This is a genomic window from Peribacillus sp. NPDC046944 (genome assembly GCF_050272735.1).
GTDB lineage: Bacteria > Bacillota > Bacilli > Bacillales > DSM-1321 > Peribacillus.
The window spans coordinates 143,802-163,742 of the sequence record NZ_JBNNML010000008.1; the positions used below are offsets into that span (position 1 = coordinate 143,802).

Consider the following 19,941-nt stretch of genomic DNA (forward strand, 5'->3'; position numbering starts at 1 on the left):
AATGGATATTGATAAAGATGGCATGCTTTCCATGCAAAAAGAAAACATGCCTAAATCGTACCTGCGGATCATGCTATTTTTTGTTTTCTTTTTCTTCGGCCTCAGCTAGTTTCTTTAACAAGATGGGTGTAGGCATATGCATAATTTGCTCTAAAGGTAGGTTAAGTGTCTCAGAAAGCTTTATTGCGGTATCTGATGAGATTTGTAAAGGTTTCACGGTTTCTCTCCTAATCTTCTATTCAATATTTAATGGTAAAAAAGTGATGAAAAGCCCATCTAATGGGCTTTTTCTCTTGCTGAATTATAGCCATTTCACTTTCGGTTCCGTCTTATCGATAATTCGTTTAATATTGGCACGATGACGGTAAAAAATGAAAACGGTCAGTATACCGATCACGATGATAAGAGCCCAGTCGCCGAAATGGAATACTAGGCTGTATATGAGGGCCAGTAGGCAAGCAATCATTGATGATAGTGATACATATTTGGTTATGTATAAGGATATAAAAAATATGAGAACGGCAAAAAGGAAAAATAAAGGTTCATAAGCCAGTATGACACCAGCTGATGTTGCAACTGCTTTTCCACCCCGGAAATTCGCAAAGATGGGGAACATATGACCGATTACTGCACAAATTCCAGCTAGTAATTCAGGCATATCCGCACCTAGGAAGAATGGGAGGAGCGTGGCTAATGTACCTTTAAGTATGTCCATGATCGTTACGGTCAGCCCAGCCTTGACACCAAGCGTTCTGAAGGTGTTCGTGCCACCTAAGTTTTTACTGCCATGCTCCCGAATATCAATGTTGTAAAAGGTTTTTCCGATTATCAAACCTGATGGAATCGATCCGATTAAGTAGGCAGCCAGAATAATGATGATTGTAAGCATTCGATAACCCTTTCTTAAAGAAGAATATTCATATTTTATCGTGCATGAACAGGCTGAAAGTGATAGAAGGACCAAATCAGCCTCAAATACCTGATAAGTTTATCTTATTGTAACATTTTCATGATAAAATGGCATGGCTGTCTGGAAAAATCCTTATGAATTTTTTTGATATATCTTCGAATTCTATGATTTGAATGGTTTATAAGAAGGGTTTATCGTTAATATAAGAAATGTAACATGTACTTCCATCCAAGTATCGGGATAACCATTCCTTTATGTCTGAAATGAAATTAATCGACGAAATATCTGTTCGGTAAGAATGAATTTTTGTATAATGGTTTTCTTAATAATGGTATTAAACTGCTTTTCTTTGTAAAATATTCTTAATGAGGCAAAACTATTCGTTAGTATTGTATTTTATATTAAAGGGGACTGATAAAAGTGATTGAAAATCCTAGTAGGGAAGAAATGGGCAAGATGTTAAAAAAATCGAAACGGATTGCTGTGGTAGGACTATCGAATAATCCTGATCGAACTTCATATATGGTTTCAAAAGCTATGCAGGATAATGGATATGAAATCATTCCGGTCAATCCTGCCGTATCCGAAGTGATGGGGGTTAAGGCGGTTGCATCACTAAAAGATATTGTTGGACATGTCGATATCGTCAATGTTTTTCGCCGCTCTGAATACCTACCGGAGATTGCAAAAGAATTCGCAGAAATTGATGCGGATATCTTTTGGGCACAACTAGGGGTTGAAAACGAAGAGGCATATAATTTTCTAAAAGAAAAAGGCTATACTGTTATTATGAATCGATGTATAAAAGTTGAACACGCTCTTACAAAATAAAGTAAAGAGCGGATTTTTCCGCTCTTTTTTTTATAAGTGGGGAATTAAATTTTTTGAAAAACATAGCTTGAATTGAAAACGAAACATAGTTATCGCAATTAAACTACATATAAAATTTAAGAGAAATAGTAAAACGCTATTTGCCAAATGAAAATTTACGGCTACAATTAGAACGGTGGATCAGATAGATTTTACAATAAAACGAACATGATAAATTCCGATCAAGAATATTAACGTTTAATAAAGGGACGAAAAAAATAGAACACTTGTTCTTTTTGTTCGAAACCATTATACTTTATGTAAAGATAACGAACATATAAATTATTTGGTTTAAGGTTAAGAGTCATTTCATTGCAGTATGATTTGGCCCGGAAATTGTGTTTAGTAAGGAAAGGGGAATTTCTGTGGCAAAGAAAGTAAAGACAATCGAGTACAATGATGATGCAATTCAGGTACTGGAAGGACTCGAAGCGGTCAGAAAACGTCCCGGTATGTATATCGGCAGTACGGATGCACGTGGACTTCATCATTTAGTGTATGAGATTGTGGATAACTCCGTAGATGAGGTTTTGGCCGGTTATGGAGACCACATTAGTGTGAAAATACATAAAGATAATAGTGTAAGTGTAACGGATAAGGGTCGGGGGATGCCTACAGGTATGCATAAAACGGGGAAACCTACACCTGAAGTCATTTTGACGATTCTTCATGCCGGAGGTAAGTTCGGACAAGGTGGATATAAAACAAGTGGCGGTCTGCACGGGGTTGGTGCATCAGTTGTGAATGCATTGTCTGAATGGCTTGTCGTCACGATTAAAAGAGACGGGTTCATTTATGAACAACGTTTCTTCAACGGGGGTAAACCGGAAACCACCTTGGAGAAAATCGGCAAAACCAATCAATCCGGGACAAGAATTCATTTTAAGCCGGATCCTAAAATATTTTCGGTTACCACATTTAATTATGATACGCTCTCTGAAAGACTTCGTGAGTCTGCTTTTCTTTTAAAGGGCATGAAAATAGAGTTGATAGATGAACGGAAAAATGAGCATGAAATATTCCATTATGAAACTGGGATAGAAGCTTTTGTAGAATATTTAAATGAGGAAAAAGAGACGCTCCATAATGTTGTCAGTTTAGAAGGGGAACAGAATGGAATTGAGGTCGACCTGGCTTTTCAATTTAATGATGGATATTCAGAAAACATCCTAAGCTTTGTCAATAATGTCCGCACGAAAGATGGCGGGACCCATGAAATTGGGGCTAAGACAGCGATGACACGTTCATTTAATGATTACGCCAGAAAGATGGGGTTATTAAAGGAAAAAGATAAAAATCTTGAAGGATCGGATATACGAGAAGGATTATCTTCAATTATTTCTGTCCGCATTCCGGAAGAGCTCCTGCAATTTGAAGGTCAGACTAAAAGCAAGCTGGGTACCAGTGAAGCGCGGTCTGCTGTCGATTCAATCGTTTCAGAGCATTTAGCATACTTTTTTGAAGAAGATCCGACGACTACCACACTATTAGTGAAAAAGTCCATCAAAGCTTTCCAAGCTCGTGAAGCGGCCCGAAAAGCTCGGGAAGATGCTAGAAGCGGAAAGAAACGGAAAAAATCCGATGGTAATCTTTCGGGGAAATTGACGCCAGCCCAATCGAAAAATCCCGAGCGAAATGAATTATATCTTGTTGAAGGGGACTCTGCAGGAGGATCTGCCAAGCAAGGTCGGGATCGACGTTTTCAAGCGGTGCTACCGCTAAGGGGTAAAGTCATCAATACCGAAAAGGCTAAGCTTGCCGATATTTTCAAAAATGAAGAAATAAACACGATTATTCATGCCATAGGTGCAGGAGTGGGGGCGGAATTCAATACCCCTGATACCAATTATGATAAAGTCATCATCATGACTGATGCCGATACGGATGGAGCACATATTCAAGTATTACTGCTTACATTCTTTTATCGTTATATGAAGCCATTAATAGAGGCAGGAAAGGTATTTATCGCCTTGCCGCCATTATATAAAGTGAGTAAAGGCACGGGAAAGAAAGAGATTATAGAATATGCCTGGAGCGATGATGAACTTCAGGGTGCAATTGATAAAATAGGCAGAGGCTATATGATCCAGCGCTATAAGGGTCTTGGTGAGATGAATGCCGATCAGCTATGGGATACGACCATGAATCCGGAAACAAGAACATTGATTCGCGTCAAAATCGATGACGGGGCACGTGCTGAAAGACGTGTAACAACGTTAATGGGTGACAAAGTAGAGCCGCGCCGTAAATGGATTGAAGCCAATGTTGCTTTTGGTCTCGAAGAGGAATCGAATATTTTAGATAATGAAAATATGTCGATTGAAGAGGAGGTCAATAACGATGGTATTTGAAGAGTCATTTCGTGATTTACCGCTAGAAGAGGTTATTGGAGATCGCTTCGGGCGTTATAGTAAATATATTATTCAGGATCGTGCATTACCAGATGCAAGAGATGGATTAAAACCGGTTCAGCGCCGGATTTTATATGCCATGTTTGTAGAAGGGAATACCCAGGAAAAAGGGTTTAGAAAATCTGCCAAAACGGTCGGTAATGTTATTGGTAACTATCACCCACACGGTGATTCCTCAGTTTATGAGGCCATGGTACGGATGAGTCAGGATTGGAAGTTGCGGAAGGTCATGGTTCAGATGCATGGAAACAACGGTAGTATCGATGGTGACCCACCAGCTGCAATGCGTTATACGGAAGCAAGGCTTTCAGCCATTGCCTCCGAGATGTTACGTGATATAGACAAGCGGACTGTTGATTTTGTCTCCAATTTTGACGATACATCCGAAGAACCTATCGTATTACCGGCTATGTTCCCGAACCTGCTCGTAAACGGTTCGACAGGTATATCTGCTGGTTATGCAACGGAGATTCCTCCACATCAATTAGGCGAAGTCATTGATGCAGCCATTATGAGGATCGATAACCCGAAAGCGACAGTCGCGGATTTGATGACAGTTATCAAAGGTCCCGATTTCCCAACAGGCGGTATCATTCAGGGAATCGAAGGCATTCGTAAAGCCTATGAAACCGGCAAAGGTAAAATCATCGTCCGTGGCTTGGCTGATGTGGAAACGATACGTGGAGGAAAGCAACAAATTGTCGTTACGGAAATCCCTTATGAAGTCAATAAAGCGAATCTTGTAAAGAAAATAGATGAGTTCCGGCTTGATCGTAAAGTTGAAGGAATTGCGGAGGTTCGTGATGAAACCGACCGTACGGGACTTCGAATCGTAATTGAATTGAGAAAAGAAGCAGATGCAAATGGTGTCTTGCATTATTTATATAAAAATTCCGATCTCCAGGTTTCTTATAATTTTAATATGGTGGCGATTTATAAAAAACGGCCGACATTGATGAGCCTGCCTAAAATGCTTGATGCATATATTGACCATCGTAAAGAGGTTATAATTAACCGATCTCGTTTTGAACTTCAAAAAGCACACGATAGGGCACATATTGTAGACGGCTTAATAAAGGCTCTATCCATTTTAGATGAAGTCATCGCTGTCATCCGAGGTTCTAAGGATAAAAGAGATGCTAAAGATAACCTGATTGCCAAGTTTACCTTTACCGAAGCTCAGTCCGAAGCCATTGTATCTTTACAGCTCTACCGTTTGACCAACACGGACATTACAGCTCTAAAAGCTGAAGCAGCAGAGTTAAACAGTAAGATTGAGGAATTGACTAAAATACTTGGTAGTGAGAAGGTTCTACTTCAAGTCATTAAAAAAGAATTACGATTTATTAAAAAAGGGTTTGATGACGGCCGACGTTCGAAAATCGAGAATGAGATTGAAGAAATCAAGATCAATCTTGAAGTCTTGATAGCAAGTGAGGACGTTATGGTCACTGTAACGAAAGAGGGCTATGTCAAGCGTACATCGCTACGATCTTATTCGGCATCCGGTGGGCTTGATTTTGGCATGAAGGATTCAGACCGCATGCTTCAGAAACTGGAAATGAATACGACAGACGTACTGCTGTTGTTCACTTCCAAAGGTAATTTCCTATATTGTCCAGTCCATCAGCTTCCAGATATTCGTTGGAAAGAAACGGGCCAACATATCGCGAATATCATCCCAATAGATCGGGATGAGCAAATCATTAAGGCCATTCCAATAAAAGATTTCAATCAACCAGAGTTTTTACTGTTCATAACGAAAAATGGCATGGTCAAAAAGACCGAACTAGCTTCCTATAAAGCACAGCGTCATTCCAAAACCCTAGTAGGCATCAATTTAAAGGGTGATGATGAATTGGTTGATGTTCACCACACCGATGGCAAGGCTGATCTATTCATAGTCACCCACAATGGTTATGGCTTATGGTTTGATGAAGAAGAAGTGAGTGTTGTAGGCATCCGTGCTGCTGGTGTGAAGGGAATCAATTTAAAAGAAGATGATTATGTCATTGGCGGTAAGATATTAGCCAAGGATAGTAAGGAATCCATTTTGATCGTCACACAACGCGGGGCCATCAAGAAAATGAAATTGACGGAGTTCGAAAAAACAAGCCGTGCTAAACGTGGGGTTGTCGTATTAAGGGAACTTAAATCAAATCCTCATCGTGTCATTGGATTTGATACAGTCAATAAAACCGATAGTTTGTTCATTCTTTCTGAAAAAGGCAAAATTGAAACCGTTCATGCATCATCATTGAAAAATCATGATCGCTACACAAATGGTTCCTTTATTTTTGACGAAACGGAAAGCGGAAAAGCAAAAGAATTATGGAAAATTTCATTAGAAGATGAATCTGTAAAAGATTCGTAACATCCATTCATTTTATAGTAGGGATGCTGACTTGGTCAGCATCCCTTTTCTGTATTTCTATGGTTGGTCTGTGTTCAAATCTAGGCTCATTCGTCCCTTACTGTCCGTGTAGTCAAATAACACCATTTACATTTACCCCGATGCCTTCTTTACTCCCTAACTACTTAATATGTTCTTAATTCAAAAGTGAATGATTAAGTCAAAATTAAATCGTTGTAGTGTCCATGAGAAAATCTCAATAATTGGATGATTAATTCAAATTTGAATTTTAATGAAACCAGATTGCTAGCCTGGTAGCGTTTTTAATTTGGCACATTACTTGCATATGATAATTGTATCTTCTTGATTTTTGTGAATTAGGAAAGGGAGCAAAAATGGATAGATCTTATAACAAGAATTCTAATCTTTAAAAATTGAAATGACCTTCCTACATGCTCGTCAAAAAGACATATTTTTTAATCTTCGACTCGTATTTCTATTAAACTGCGGTTCATTTAAACAAAAGCCTATACATAGTGCTTTAAGTTAAGAAACAACTCATGTGAAAAAGGTTCGATCGGCAGAAACCAATTTTGAAAAAAGGGGGGCTAACGGCATGGACTTTCGCTTTGATGCAGAGACTCTACTTTTGAAAGAAAATATCCGGCAATTTATTCAAGACGAAATCGAACCATTTGCCATGCAGATTGAAGAGGAAGACCGTATCCCTGATTCTCTCATTCAATTATCTAAAGAAATGGGCTTATTCGGTCTTAGTATCCCTGAGAGGTATGATGGACTAGGTATCGGTATGGTCGAAAAATGTGCCTTATATGAGGAAATAGGAAAAACACATAATGGGTATACGACGTTGATAGGAGCCCATACCGGTATCGGAACAGTCGGTATTGTGGAGATGGGGAATGAAGAGCAAAAGCAAAAGTATCTTTCTGACATGGCAAGTGGAAATCGAATCGGAGCATTTGCTTTAACGGAACCAGCTGCAGGATCACATGCCACAAATTTAAAAATGACCGCGGTAAAATCAGGTGATAGATATATCCTGAATGGAACAAAGCACTATATAACGAATGCGGATGTGGCAGATATTTTCACCGTCATGGCTGTTACGGATAAGGAAAAAGGAGCAAAAGGAATCACTTCATTCATCGTAGAAAAGGGATTCCCAGGATTCCAAGTAGGTAGCATGGAAAGGAAAATGGGGCTACGAGGTTCCCACTCTGCAGAACTGATTTTTGAAAATTGCGAGGTTCCTTTGGATAATGTACTGGGGGAAGTTGGCCAAGGATACGTCAATGCCCTTAAAATCCTGGCAAACGGTCGAGCAGGACTCGCAGCACGCAATTTAGGTTCATGTCAGTACTTATTGGATTTATCCATTCATTATGCAATGGAACGGGAACAATTTGATGTACCGATTATTGAACACCAGGCTGTATCCCATATGATAGCTGAGATGGCAATGGAAATAGAGGCACTTCGTTCTTTTACCTATAGAGTGGCCTGGATGGTCGATCAGGGAGAGAAAATCATTAAGGAAGCGGCCATGCTGAAGCTTTTCGGTTCGGAAGTATATAATCGGGTGGCTGATAAAGCGGTCCAGATTCATGGAGGACTCGGATATATTAAGGATTTTCCTATCGAACGTTTCTTTCGGGATGCAAGAATTACTAGAATTTATGAAGGTACGTCGGAAATCCAGAAAAACATCATTACAGGGCAATTGAAGAAAGCGTATTCAAAATAATTTTAATGGAAGCTGGAGGGATTGTAATGGATTTACGTTTATCGGATGAACAAAGAATGGTGCAAAAAACGATTCGTAAGTTTGTCGAAAATGAACTGATTCCACTGGAAAATGAAGTGCTCCGGAATGAAATAGCCGGAAAGCCCAGTTTACCTGCAGAGACATTACAGGAATTACAGGAAAAAGCAAAAAAGGCGGGGTTTTGGGGAATTAATACACCTGAAGAATATGGTGGGGCTGATTTAGGGCAAATGATGATGGCCATCGTGCTGATGGAAGTTTCGAAGACATTCGTTCCTTTCAGTTTCGGTGGATCAGCTGATAATATTCTGTATTATGGAAATGAAGAACAGAAGAAGAAATATCTGATTCCAACAATCAATGGGGAGAAGAAGTCTTGTTTTGCGATGACGGAACCAGGGGCTGGATCCGATACACGCAACATAAAAATGACGGCCATTAAGGATGGAGACGAGTGGGTGCTGAATGGCGAAAAAACGTTCATCACCGGTGGAAATGATGCAGATTTTGTCATGGTCATTGCGGTTACGGACAAAGAACGTCACCAGGCAACGGGGACGGAAGGCGTCACCTGTTTCATCGTGGATCGGGACATGGGATGGAAATCAGAATATATCAATACGATGGGCGAATGGGGACCTGCCGGTTTAGTGTTCGACAATGTACGGGTACCTGAGGAGAATATATTAGGGGAGATACATGGCGGCTACAAATTGGGTCTCGAGTGGATAGGTTTTGCAAGATGGATTGTTGGGGCAAGGGCAGTGGGTTCAGCTGAACGATTACTCCAAATGGCCATCGACTATGCAAAGGAGCGGGTAACTTTCGGGAAGCCTATTGCGGAACGTCAGGCCATTCAATGGCAGGTTGCAGACTCTGCTGTTGAAATTGAAGCGGCAAGGTGGTTAGTCTTAAATGCAGCTTTCACACTTGATAATGGAGAAGACAATCGTCATCTAGCCTCGATGGCTAAACTTTATGGCTCGAATATGGGGAATCGAGTCGTCGATCGTGTTTTGCAAATCCATGGTGGCATGGGTTATACAAAAGAACTGCCTATTGAGCGTTGGTACCGTGAAGCAAGGCTCTGGAGAATATACGATGGTACAGATGAAATTCAGCGTATGATCATTTCAAGGAACTTAATTAAAGGACATGTTAAACTAGGACAATTTTTATAATAGATGAGGAGGAACAAACATGACAGGAAGATTTTCAGGAAAAACAGCATTAGTAACTGGTGGAAGCAGGGGGATTGGAAGGGCAATCGTTGAACTACTAGCAAGTGAAGGAGCAAAGGTAGGAATCATCGATATTAATGAAGAAGTCCTGAATGTAGCGGGAAATGAACTACGTGACCAAGGCTATACCATTTATACAAAAGTGGCAAATGTAGTCGAGGCAGAAGAGGTGGAAACTGCTGTCAAGGAAATAGCGGAAACATTCGGTTCGCTTGATATCCTTGTCAATAACGCGGGGGTCATTCGCGATAACCTAATATTCAAAATGACCGATTCGGATTGGCAGACAGTCATGGATGTACATTTGAAGGGTACGTTCAATTCAGTCCGTGCTGCTCAGAAATACATGGTTGAAAGAAAATATGGAAGAATCATCAATATTTCGTCCACTTCGGCTCTCGGCAATCGAGGACAATCGAATTATGCAGCTGCAAAGGCGGGGCTGCAAGGGTTAACGAAAACTTTAGCGATTGAGCTCGGTAAATATGGAATCACAGCTAATTCGGTAGCCCCTGGATTCATTGAAACGGAGATGACGAAAGAAACTGCACGTCGTGTGGGGGTCAGTTTTGAGCAGTTCGTTGAGGGAAGTGTGAAGAAGATTCCAGTTGCTAGAAGCGGGAAGCCAAGTGATATCGCAAATGCTGTTGCTTTTTTTGCTGATGAAGCTTCTTCCTTTGTTAATGGTCAAGTTCTTTACGTTGCAGGTGGTCCAAAAAATTAACTGATTAGGTGGGGATGATATGTTTAAAGATTGTATCGAAAAATGTTCCAAACCGGTCAAAAATTCAGTCGAACGTGGGGCCGTGAAAAAATTCGCGGAAGCAATCGGTGACTTGCATCCTATTTTCATTGATGAAGAGATAGGAAAACAATCAAGGTACGGCACGAATATTGCCCCTCCTACATTCCCACGGGTCTTTGATTATGGAGTGATTGAAGGGTTGAACCTCCCTGCTAAAGGGTTAATTCACGGCGAGCAGATTTATCATTATAAGCGGCCCCTTCTGGTAGGGGAAGAAATCACGTGTTATACAGAAGTGAAGGATTATTATGAGAAGAGTGGAAAACAGGGGGATTTGGGGTTTCTAGCATTAAAAAATTATGGAACCGATGCAAATGGTGAGATAGTATTTACTGCCGATCAATTGGTCATCATCAATGATACGGTAAGAAAGTCGGTGGGGAGCCGATGAGTTTGTTAAAAGAATTGAATCCTGGAGATTCTGTACAATCGATAAAGTTGAATCCTGTTTCACGCCTAGATCTCATTAAATACGCTGGTGCTTCCGGTGACTTCAATCCCATTCATACCATTGATGAAGAAGCTAAAAAGGCCGGTCTACCTGGAATCATTGCCCATGGAATGTGGACGATGGGAAACCTTGCAAAGTTATTCAGTGATTCTTATGACATCGGATTTATTGAAGAGTATAAAATACGATTCAAGAGTATGGTTTTTCTAGATGATGTCATCACGCTTCAAGCCTATTTAAAAGAGAAAAAGGAAGATACGTACCATTTTGTTGTAGTTGCCGTCAATCAAGTAGGCAAGGAAACAATCAGTGGGGAGGTCATATTCAAAGTATATTGAATGATAGGTAGTGATGAAGTTATTTCATCACTATTTTTTATTGGAATTTCGACATTATTAAAGGGGATTCGAAAGATATCGAGAATTGAATTAGAAAGAATTCTTTTGCGGTGGTGAATGTATTGAATCAACTGAAACAGGATTCCCAGATCAAATGGATCAAAGAATGGCCATTTCCTGCCATTATCCTTGATGATGAAGGCAAGATTAAAGAATGGAGCCAATATTTTAAGGAACAGATGCAGAATAGAAATACCCTTTCAGATTTATTTGATAGATGGATATTTTTTGATAATAATAGGCTGGCAACAGCATACCATGGCACCAATCGATATGTATTTATCTCAGTGATGCAATTGGAAAAAGGCGAGCATTTATATGTAGGGGGTCAAACTTCATATGTCGATGATGTAATGGAAGAATTCGGGGAAACCAAAAAAATGAACCGCGCATTGGATGCCATCATTGAGAATTCCTATGATGGCATTTATATCACCGATCCTGATGGAGTGACAATATATACAAACCCGGCTATTGAGAGAATTACGGGGATTCCTAAAGAGTATTATATCGGCAAATCAGTAAATCAGTTGATTAAGCGTGGAATACTGAATGCCTCGGTTACACATAAAGTGGTAAAGCAGAGGAGGACTGTATCAGTCGTACAGGATAACTTCGCCGGAAAAGAGACGCTGATCACGGGAAGCCCGGTGTTTAATGGTGAAGGGGAGATTGAACAGATCGTTACGAATATACGTGATTTATCCGATTTGAATGAACTGATGCATGAATTGACGAAAGTGAATGAATTGAACAATCAGTATAAGCAGGAAATCGAAAAGCTAAGAAAGATTACAAATCAAGATGGAGTCGTTTTTGTTAGTGAAAAGATGAGGAAGATTTACGAAATTGCTGAAAGGATTTCAGACATTGACGCGACAGTCCTTATATTAGGGGAAACGGGTGTGGGAAAGGACGTATTGGCCCGCAATATCTTTAACGGGAGCATCCGTTCAAAAAAAGGGGATTTCGTTAAGATAAACTGTGGGGCGATTCCTGCCGATTTATTGGAGTCTGAACTGTTTGGCTATGAGGGGGGAGCGTTTACCGGGGCTAATCACAAGGGGAAACCGGGGATGTTCGAAATAGCTGATAACGGAATATTATTTTTGGATGAAGTCGGTGAACTCCCACTTCAGCTTCAGGTAAAATTACTTCGTGTTCTTCAGGAAAGGGAAATACAAAGAATCGGAGGAACGAAACCGAAGAAAATCGATGTTCGTATTATCGCGGCCACAAATCGAAATCTATTGGATATGGTCAAAGCGGGAGAATTTCGCGAAGATTTATATTATCGCCTGAATGTCATCCCCATTGTGATTCCACCTCTTAGGGAAAGAAGAGAAGATATCCTCGCATTGTCTGATTTATTTTTAACCAAGGCCAACAACCAATATAAATTGACCAAAAAGTTAGATTCAGCGTTAAAAGATTATTTTTTTCATTATGATTGGCCGGGAAATGTCCGAGAACTGATTAATATAGTGGAAAGACTGGTCGTGTTAACGAATGGTTCCGTCATCTCGGTAAGCGACTTGCCTGTAGAATATCAGCAAGAAAACATGAGCCAAACCAACTCTCGTGATTCTCAGTCTCTAAAGGAAGCGGTGGAGGGAGCTGAAAAAGAAATATTGACAAAAGCAGCGCAAACTTATCAGACCACATATGAAATTGCTGAAGCTCTTGATTCAAGCCAGGCTACGGTTGTCAGGAAACTAAAAAAATATGGCTTGAGAGTCAGTGAAAAGAATAGGTAAGCAAAGGGGGATTTCCGTAAGGGGAATGCCCCTTTTCATTTCTTCCCTAGTAGTCATCTGGATAAAATCTATTTTTGCAAAGACAATCCATTCTAATTCAAAAGTGGTTCATTCAGTCAAAAGTGAATGATGGTCATGCCATGTGGATTCAATTATTTGAATCAAAAGTGAATCATACTTATTTCGTAAAGTGACTTAGTATGGCTTTTTCATGATGGCATAGTACTTGCATTGTTATTAAGGAAATGCTTTACAAATGATCTATGGGGAATGTGAGGTGACTGTGGAACGTTTCCGACGATTGCACAGAGGTATTCAGGTGACAGATATGAAGATAGTATTCATGAAATCATAAAATGGGACGCAGACAACTAAAAAGGTAGATAAAAATTATGGGAAAATGGGAAGAAACGAGGTTACAGAAGAAGCGGGTAGCCTTTCACTAGATTAAGCGATGAAGTAATGAAAGCGCTAACAAAAAGTTGGCATTTAACAATTCGATAGGGTTATGGAGAAGAGTTCCTTATGGTTAGGGGTGTTGTATTAAAGTAAAGGATTACCTACGAACAATTCATTGGGATAAGGGAGGCAGGAAATGGAGATTTTAGTTCAGCAATTGTTTAATGGTTTAACGATCGGAAGCGTATATAGCCTAGTTGCCCTTGGGTTGACATTAGTTTATGGGATTCTTCATATCCCTAACTTTGCCCATGGTGCTCTCTATATGATAGGAGGGTATGTCACGTTGTCGATGATGACGTTATCTGGGCTGAATTACTGGATTGCTATGTTCGTGTCCGTCATTGTCGTGGGCCTTCTTGGGGTTTTATTGGAACGATTCGTATTCCGTTTGTTAAGGGATGCTCCACCGTTGCATGATAAAATTGCAGCCATTGGAATTTTACTTTTTCTTGAAGCCTTTGCACAATTTGTCTGGGGAGCTGATTTTCAAACCATGCAATCTCCTTATGGACAAGTAGTCAATATCATGGGCTTGACGTTCACGATGCAACGTTTGTTGATTATTGTGGCGGCAATCGTGGTCATGTCGGTTCTCTATCTGTTCTTAAAGAAGACGTATACAGGTTCCACGATCATCGCGATGTCCCAAAGTCGTGAAGGGGCTTCGCTAGTCGGGATTAACATCAATAAAGTTGCCATGCTGACCTTCATGATTTCTGGGGGGCTAGCCGCCATTGCTTCCTCCCTTGCATCTCCCATCAATCTAGTTTTTCCAGGCATGGGTCATTTAGTGATATTAAAGGCTTTCGTGATTATCATCCTAGGAGGGATGGGAAGCGTTCCAGGTGCAATCGTTGGTGGATATATTCTTGGATTCAGTGAAAGCCTTGGCGCAACCTATATATCCAATGATTATAAGGATATCATAGCCTTCTTCCTTTTAGTAGTCATCTTAACGGTCAAACCGACGGGTCTTTTCGCAAAGGGGGAGAGGTAGTTTGAATATCTTATCAAAACGAAATGTCATCTTAATTTTGATCATCCTGGCCTTTTTATTTCCAATCATCGCGCAGAATGACTATTACGTTCATATGTTAACGTTGTCTTTCATCTGGGCAATCGCGGTATATGGAATTAATCTGTTAGCGGGCTATACGGGCTATCTTTCGCTTGCCCATGCTGGATACTTTGCCATTGGGGCGTACTCATTGGGGTTATTGACGGTAAAAGCGGGAATGAACTTTTGGTTGGCACTGGTCTTGTCTTGCCTAATTTCAGGGGCGATTGGTTTTTTGGTCGGCTTAATAGCATTGAGAACAAAAGAACACTTTTTCGCAATTTATACTTTATGCGTCGGATATATCATCTACCTGGTCATCGATAAATGGGAAGGTCTTACAGAAGGAGTTAGAGGCTTGATTGGGATTCCGGCCCCTGGAAATATCGGACCCATCACTTTCGAGACGGCCGCTTCACAATATTATTTGGTGCTCATTTTCCTACTTGGCGTCATTTTGGTCATGTATCGTATTGTTCATTCGTTGACAGGGAGAACCTATATGGCCATCAGGAATAGTGAGGAACTTGCCCAAACGATAGGCATATCCACGATGAAGAATAAGTTGACCGCATTTGTTCTTTCTACATTTTTTGCAGGCTTGGCAGGTGCCTTATATGCTTCATTCGTGCGGTTTATCGGACCGGATATCGGGTCTACGGCCATAATGTTCGACTTGTTGATGTATCTACTGGTCGGCGGAATAGGAACTCTATCGGGACCTTTGGTTGGAACTTTGCTTCTCGTCATACTATCCCAGAATCTACAATTTCTCCAAGAGTATCGAATGTTGATCTTTGGACCTTTACTTACGTTGATCATCATTTTCTATCCACGCGGTATTTCGGGTGCATTCTTTGATTGGAAAATTAAACGAAGAGATAAGAAACAACTGATTATGAGTAAGGACGTTCCGGTTAATGCGGAGGAGGGATGAAGATGTTTATCGAAACGAAGAATTTAACAAAGAGTTTCGGGGGATTGGCAGCTGTAAAAAATGTGGATTTCACCATTGAAAAAGGAAAGATCAATGCGATTATCGGGCCTAATGGAGCCGGGAAGTCTACGTTTTTCAACTTGATCAGCGGCTTCCATCGTCCAAGTTCTGGAGCAGTCCTCTTCAAAGGGAAAGACATCACGAAGCTTCCTGCCAATGAAATAGCGGGACTTGGCATAGCAAGAACATTCCAAACGACTAGTCTTTTTGAACAATCCACCATCTTGGATAACGTGATTGTCGGACATAGGCTTCGCACTAAATCGAATTTGGTAGATGCTATCCTAAGGACGAAGAGGTTAAAACGGGAGGAAAAGACCTGTCGTGATAAAGCGATGGAAGTTTTGAGAATTGTCGGCTTAATGGATGCGGCAAATAAGATGGTCTCGAGTATTTCTCAAGAGGAAAAGAAGAGGACGGCGATTGCCCTTGCCCTTGCGACGGATCCGGAAATCATCTTTCTTGATGAACCGGCTGCCGGCATAAACCCTGATGAAACAGAAGGGCTTACAGAACTGATCAAGGAGTTAAATCAGTCAGGCTTCACGATTTGCTTGATCGAGCACAAGATGCATATGATCATGAACTTAGCTGACCATATCATGGTCCTGAATTACGGGGAAAAAATTGCTGAGGGCACTCCAAAAGAAATCAGGGGGAATGAGGCGGTTATTAAAGCCTATTTAGGAGGTAGTGCTAGTGCTTAAGTTAACTGATGTTACTGTATGTTATGGGAGCTTCACTGCGATTAAGCAAGTGAATATTGAAGTGGAAAAGGGAGAAATTGTCGTTCTATTGGGGGCGAATGGAGCAGGTAAAAGCACGACATTCCGTTCTATCAGCGGCATAAGCAAGCTGGCTCAGGGTGAAATTCATTTTGAGGAACTGGCTATCGGAGGTAGGGCTCCGGATAAGAATGTCCAAGCTGGAATCGTGCAATGTGCAGAAGGGCGGAAACTGTTTCCTCAGATGACTGTCCAGGAAAACTTGAAGATGGGAGCTTACGTACATCGAAAAAAAAAGATGGAAATCAAGTCCTCGTTGGAAAATGTCTATCATTTATTTCCTATTTTAAAAGAAAAACTCCATGATGAAGCCGGAAGCCTGAGTGGTGGACAACAACAGATGCTGGCCATTGGCAGGGCTTTGATGTCTAAACCGAAGCTTTTGATGCTAGATGAACCTTCTGTGGGCCTCGCTCCTTTGATTGTTGAACAGATGTTCCAAGTCATCGAAGAAATAAACCGGGAAGGAATAACCGTTCTACTAGCCGAACAGAATGCGAATGCTGCTCTTAGCATTGCAGATAAAGGATATGTTTTTGAAAATGGGGAAATTGTCGTTGAAGGGACCGCAAAAGAATTATTGTCTAACGATGAAGTACGGAAAGCCTATATCGGAGCATAAGAGTTTAAAAATGAATGGGGGATTTTTATGAAAAAGTTGAGTGTATTCTTTGTAATGCTATTACTCGTCCTAACGGCACTAGTGGGGTGTAACAAGGGAGACAGCCCTGCATCAAGTGGGGGAGGAAAGGCCAGTAAAGGGAAGAATGTTGTCAATATCGGTTTTAGCGGCCCTTTGAGTGGAGCAGCAGCCTTATATGGAAAACGAACGTTAAATGGTATGGAGATGGCTGTAAATGAAATAAACGATGCCGGTGGATTCGAAGTGGAAGGGGAAAAATATACGCTCAACCTGGTTTCGTTGGATGATAAGTACTTACCGAATGAAACGGGTTCAAATGCTAAACGTTTAATCCAGGAATATAAAACTCCGATTATTTTCACTCCTCATAGCGGAGGGATACTCGCCCTACAGGTTTTTAACGAAAAAGAGAATTTCATCATCGGTGCCTATTCGAGTGAACCAGCTATCACGGAAAGCGGAAATTCATTAACAGTGAGGATCCCGCCAAATTATGAAGGGTATATTGAACCGTTTTCTACGTATGCAATGGAAAACTTCGGCAAAAAGATTGCGGCATTGCCACCATCTTCCCAGTACGGGAAAGACTGGGCGGAAAACCTACTTCCTCATTGGGAAAAACAAGGTGGTAAAGTCGTCTATAATGCCTCAATTGATTTTTCTAAAGAAACGGATTTCTTCACGACTGTTACAAATGCTCTAAAAGAAAAGCCTGATGTCCTTTTCATCGGTGGGGCGTCAGAGCCTACGGCCAAGGTTGCAAAACAAGCAAGAGAACTAGGTTTTAAAGGCGGTTTCATTATTATGGACCAGGCGAAACTGGATCAAATGAAGCCTATTGCCGGTTCATACGAAACATTGGAAGGTTCGATAGGTGTTCTTCCGCTTATCAACTCCAATGAAGAAGCAGCACCGGCATTCATTGATAAATATAAAAAAATTTATAAGGAAGATGCTAGTTCTGAAGTGGGGTTGAATTACATTGCTATGTATGCCTTTGTGGAGGCAATGAAAGCGGCAGGAACAGTCGATGATGTGAAAGCCATCCGTGAACATATGCAGGATGGGCTGACAAATACGGCACCTGAACAGAAAATTTATAATATACCTTCGATTGACGAAAATGGTGGATTCGCAGCAAAAGTCGTTGTAGGAGCGGTAGAAGATGGGAAAGTAGTACCCATCAGTGTAGAAGAGTGAAGTGTCATGTGCTTTCACACTAGCTACCTTTACGCCCCGAAGACTAAAAACTAATGCATTCAATAAGTTTATAAAAATCTTTAATACTTTACCTTGCGAAAACTCTTAAAATGCTGTACTCTTATATTTGCTTTGAAAAAATGAATATTTCTTACTTCTTATCAAGAGAGACTGAGGGACTGGCCCGAAGATGTCTCGGCAGCAGACTTATTTAGAGTGCTGTGCCAAATCCAGCAGGCGATCGACCTGAAAGATAAGAGGAGTGTTTATAGATTAAAAGACCTCTTCTTGTAATAAAACGGAAGAGGTCTTTTTGTACTCATAGGATAGGAATCTGTTCTTGATGGTATGTTACTGATTTTATAATCAAGCCCATATTAAAATGAAGGGATGCCGGAAAATTTAGAGAGTCCAAAAAGAGTATCCATTACCATGCAAAAATAATAAAGAGGTGTACATCATGAGTTTAGACAATAAAGGGAATCCATGGGCTTTAACGCCGTTTATCGTTTTTTTGATATTATTTATAGGTTCAGGTGTTATTACAAAAGATTTTTACACATTTCCAGTGATTGTTGCCATTGCCATTGCATCTGCTGCGGCACTGGCAATGAATCGAAAGGAATCATTCAATCACAAAGTAGAAATCTTTTGTAAAGGTGCCGGGGATTCAAATATTATGTTGATGGTTGTCATATTCCTATTGGCTGGGGCTTTTTCGGAAGTGGCAAATGGGATGGGAGCCGTAGCGTCTACGGTGAATCTAGCACTTTCGATCGTTCCGCAAAATCTATTAATGGTGGGGTTATTTATTATCGCCTGTTTTATCTCATTATCTATGGGGACAAGTATGGGAACGATAGTAGCTTTAGCACCAATTGGAGTAGGAATTAGTGGACAAACCGATATTTCAGTTGCCCTTTCCATGGCTGCGGTCATTGGTGGCGCCATGTTCGGTGATAATCTTTCTTTCATTTCGGATACGACTATAGCAGCTGTACGTATACAGGGAACGAAAATGAAAGACAAATTCAAAGTGAACTTTTTTATTGTTTTACCTGCTGCGATAATTACATGTGTTATCCTTGGTTTTCTGACAATGGGTGAACAAGCTACAATCTCTGGAGAAGCCTACAGTTGGGTCAAAATTCTACCTTACCTTTGTGTTCTAGTGGCAGCATTAGCGGGAATCAATGTATTCTTGGTTCTCTCTATCGGCATTGTCTTTGCTGGAATCATCGGTTTAGCGGATGGTAGTTATCATGCAATGGAGGTTATTCAAAAAGCAGGAGATGGAATGGCTGGGATGTATGAAATCTCCTTCTTAGCAATCTTGATTGCAGGCATGGTTTCGGTTATCAAACATAACGGTGGCATCGATTATCTACTGAACCTCGTGACGAGAAAGAGCAAATCAAAAAAAAGTGCAGAGTTCAGCATCGCGGGATTGGTTGCTTTAACGAATCTTTCAACGGCAAATAATACCATATCCATCATCATTGCTGGTCCACTCGCAAAAAACATTGCCGAAAAGTATGAAATTGATCCCCGGAAATCTGCCAGCTTGCTCGATGTTTTCGCTTGTAGTATTCAAGGATTATTGCCATACGGGGCACAACTACTTTTAGCTGCCGGTGTTGCACACATCTCTCCTATCAGTATCCTACCCTATTCTTTCTATCCAGTCTTGATCGGGATTTCAGGAATCATAGCCATTTTAATAGGTTTTCCCCGGTTCTCTAAGAAGAAATAAAAATAGTATGGTTGGAAGAGTATCGATGAATCATGAATGTTGCCCTGGAGCATTGTCTC

General features: G+C 40.7%; 17 protein-coding genes and 1 riboswitch. Of the genes, 15 read left to right on the plus strand and 2 right to left on the minus strand.

Translation table 11 applies throughout. The features are described from left to right. Positions 1-73: 73 nt before the first annotated feature. On the minus strand, positions 74-217 hold the full coding sequence (locus ACQKIC_RS15705; RefSeq protein WP_402872669.1) for a YycC family protein: 144 nt from the start codon (positions 215-217) through the stop codon (positions 74-76). Positions 218-301: 84 nt separating this feature from the next. Then, on the minus strand, positions 302-889 hold the full coding sequence (plsY, locus tag ACQKIC_RS15710; protein WP_402989500.1) for a glycerol-3-phosphate 1-O-acyltransferase PlsY: 588 nt from the start codon (positions 887-889) through the stop codon (positions 302-304). A gap of 468 nt (positions 890-1,357) precedes the next feature. On the opposite strand from plsY, the gene ACQKIC_RS15715 reads away from it, so the two are divergent. The 15 genes from ACQKIC_RS15715 (at position 1,358) to ACQKIC_RS15785 (ending at position 19,882) form a co-directional block, all read left to right on the plus strand. Next, on the plus strand, positions 1,358-1,741 hold the full coding sequence (locus ACQKIC_RS15715) for a CoA-binding protein (RefSeq protein ID WP_402873203.1): 384 nt from the start codon (positions 1,358-1,360) through the stop codon (positions 1,739-1,741). Positions 1,742-2,145: 404 nt separating this feature from the next. Then, positions 2,146-4,131 carry a DNA topoisomerase IV subunit B gene (gene parE, locus ACQKIC_RS15720; protein ID WP_402872675.1) on the plus strand — a complete coding sequence of 662 codons (1,986 nt, stop codon included), beginning with the start codon at positions 2,146-2,148 and terminating at the stop codon, positions 4,129-4,131. Next, entirely contained in the window at positions 4,121-6,565 is a 2,445-nt protein-coding gene (parC, locus tag ACQKIC_RS15725; RefSeq protein WP_427591884.1) for a DNA topoisomerase IV subunit A, read from the plus strand. The genes parE and parC overlap by 11 nt, the downstream gene beginning before the upstream one ends. Before the next feature lie 595 nt (positions 6,566-7,160). Next, a complete protein-coding gene (locus ACQKIC_RS15730; RefSeq protein ID WP_427591885.1) occupies positions 7,161-8,312 on the plus strand; it encodes an acyl-CoA dehydrogenase family protein in 1,152 nt (383 codons plus the stop codon). A gap of 26 nt (positions 8,313-8,338) precedes the next feature. Beyond that, complete coding sequence (locus ACQKIC_RS15735) at positions 8,339-9,514, plus strand: acyl-CoA dehydrogenase family protein (protein WP_427591886.1); 1,176 nt, start codon at positions 8,339-8,341, stop codon at positions 9,512-9,514. A gap of 19 nt (positions 9,515-9,533) precedes the next feature. Beyond that, positions 9,534-10,298: an SDR family oxidoreductase gene (locus tag ACQKIC_RS15740; protein WP_427591887.1), complete on the plus strand. Its 765-nt coding sequence runs from the start codon at positions 9,534-9,536 to the stop codon at positions 10,296-10,298. Positions 10,299-10,317: 19 nt separating this feature from the next. After that, positions 10,318-10,770 (plus strand): MaoC family dehydratase N-terminal domain-containing protein, encoded by a 453-nt coding sequence (locus ACQKIC_RS15745; RefSeq protein ID WP_427591888.1) that lies wholly within the window; start codon positions 10,318-10,320, stop codon positions 10,768-10,770. Then, positions 10,767-11,168, plus strand: coding sequence for a MaoC/PaaZ C-terminal domain-containing protein (locus tag ACQKIC_RS15750; protein WP_402959120.1), 402 nt, complete (start codon positions 10,767-10,769; stop codon positions 11,166-11,168). Before ACQKIC_RS15745 ends, ACQKIC_RS15750 begins: the two co-directional genes overlap by 4 nt. A 122-nt stretch (positions 11,169-11,290) precedes the next feature. Beyond that, positions 11,291-12,985, plus strand: coding sequence for a sigma-54 interaction domain-containing protein (locus ACQKIC_RS15755; RefSeq protein ID WP_427591889.1), 1,695 nt, complete (start codon positions 11,291-11,293; stop codon positions 12,983-12,985). 595 nt (positions 12,986-13,580) lie between these two features. Next, on the plus strand, positions 13,581-14,444 hold the full coding sequence (locus tag ACQKIC_RS15760) for a branched-chain amino acid ABC transporter permease (RefSeq protein WP_402959118.1): 864 nt from the start codon (positions 13,581-13,583) through the stop codon (positions 14,442-14,444). Position 14,445: 1 nt separating this feature from the next. Beyond that, on the plus strand, positions 14,446-15,441 hold the full coding sequence (locus ACQKIC_RS15765; RefSeq protein WP_427591890.1) for a branched-chain amino acid ABC transporter permease: 996 nt from the start codon (positions 14,446-14,448) through the stop codon (positions 15,439-15,441). A gap of 2 nt (positions 15,442-15,443) precedes the next feature. Next, a complete protein-coding gene (locus ACQKIC_RS15770) occupies positions 15,444-16,208 on the plus strand; it encodes an ABC transporter ATP-binding protein (RefSeq protein WP_402989492.1) in 765 nt (254 codons plus the stop codon). Beyond that, on the plus strand, positions 16,201-16,908 hold the full coding sequence (locus ACQKIC_RS15775; protein WP_402959114.1) for an ABC transporter ATP-binding protein: 708 nt from the start codon (positions 16,201-16,203) through the stop codon (positions 16,906-16,908). The genes ACQKIC_RS15770 and ACQKIC_RS15775 overlap by 8 nt, the downstream gene beginning before the upstream one ends. A 27-nt stretch (positions 16,909-16,935) precedes the next feature. Then, positions 16,936-18,129, plus strand: coding sequence for an ABC transporter substrate-binding protein (locus tag ACQKIC_RS15780; protein WP_402989489.1), 1,194 nt, complete (start codon positions 16,936-16,938; stop codon positions 18,127-18,129). Positions 18,130-18,284: 155 nt separating this feature from the next. After that, positions 18,285-18,389, plus strand: a riboswitch (SAM riboswitch). 200 nt (positions 18,390-18,589) lie between these two features. Next, positions 18,590-19,882, plus strand: a complete 1,293-nt coding sequence (locus tag ACQKIC_RS15785) for a Na+/H+ antiporter NhaC family protein (RefSeq protein ID WP_427591891.1) — start codon at positions 18,590-18,592, stop codon at positions 19,880-19,882. The last annotated feature ends 59 nt before the right edge of the window (positions 19,883-19,941 follow it).

Excerpts from the sequence above, each read along its gene's own strand:
- plsY (WP_402989500.1), bottom strand. The coding sequence starts at position 889 with ATGCTTACAATCATCATTATTCTGGCTGCCTACTTAATCGGATCGATT.
- ACQKIC_RS15715 (WP_402873203.1), top strand. The coding sequence starts at position 1,358 with ATGGGCAAGATGTTAAAAAAATCGAAACGGATTGCTGTGGTAGGACTA.
- parC (WP_427591884.1), top strand. The coding sequence starts at position 4,121 with ATGGTATTTGAAGAGTCATTTCGTGATTTACCGCTAGAAGAGGTTATT.
- ACQKIC_RS15730 (WP_427591885.1), top strand. The coding sequence starts at position 7,161 with ATGGACTTTCGCTTTGATGCAGAGACTCTACTTTTGAAAGAAAATATC.
- ACQKIC_RS15735 (WP_427591886.1), top strand. The coding sequence starts at position 8,339 with ATGGATTTACGTTTATCGGATGAACAAAGAATGGTGCAAAAAACGATT.
- ACQKIC_RS15740 (WP_427591887.1), top strand. The coding sequence starts at position 9,534 with ATGACAGGAAGATTTTCAGGAAAAACAGCATTAGTAACTGGTGGAAGC.
- ACQKIC_RS15745 (WP_427591888.1), top strand. The coding sequence starts at position 10,318 with ATGTTTAAAGATTGTATCGAAAAATGTTCCAAACCGGTCAAAAATTCA.
- ACQKIC_RS15750 (WP_402959120.1), top strand. The coding sequence starts at position 10,767 with ATGAGTTTGTTAAAAGAATTGAATCCTGGAGATTCTGTACAATCGATA.
- ACQKIC_RS15760 (WP_402959118.1), top strand. The coding sequence starts at position 13,581 with ATGGAGATTTTAGTTCAGCAATTGTTTAATGGTTTAACGATCGGAAGC.
- ACQKIC_RS15770 (WP_402989492.1), top strand. The coding sequence starts at position 15,444 with ATGTTTATCGAAACGAAGAATTTAACAAAGAGTTTCGGGGGATTGGCA.
- ACQKIC_RS15780 (WP_402989489.1), top strand. The coding sequence starts at position 16,936 with ATGAAAAAGTTGAGTGTATTCTTTGTAATGCTATTACTCGTCCTAACG.
- ACQKIC_RS15785 (WP_427591891.1), top strand. The coding sequence starts at position 18,590 with ATGAGTTTAGACAATAAAGGGAATCCATGGGCTTTAACGCCGTTTATC.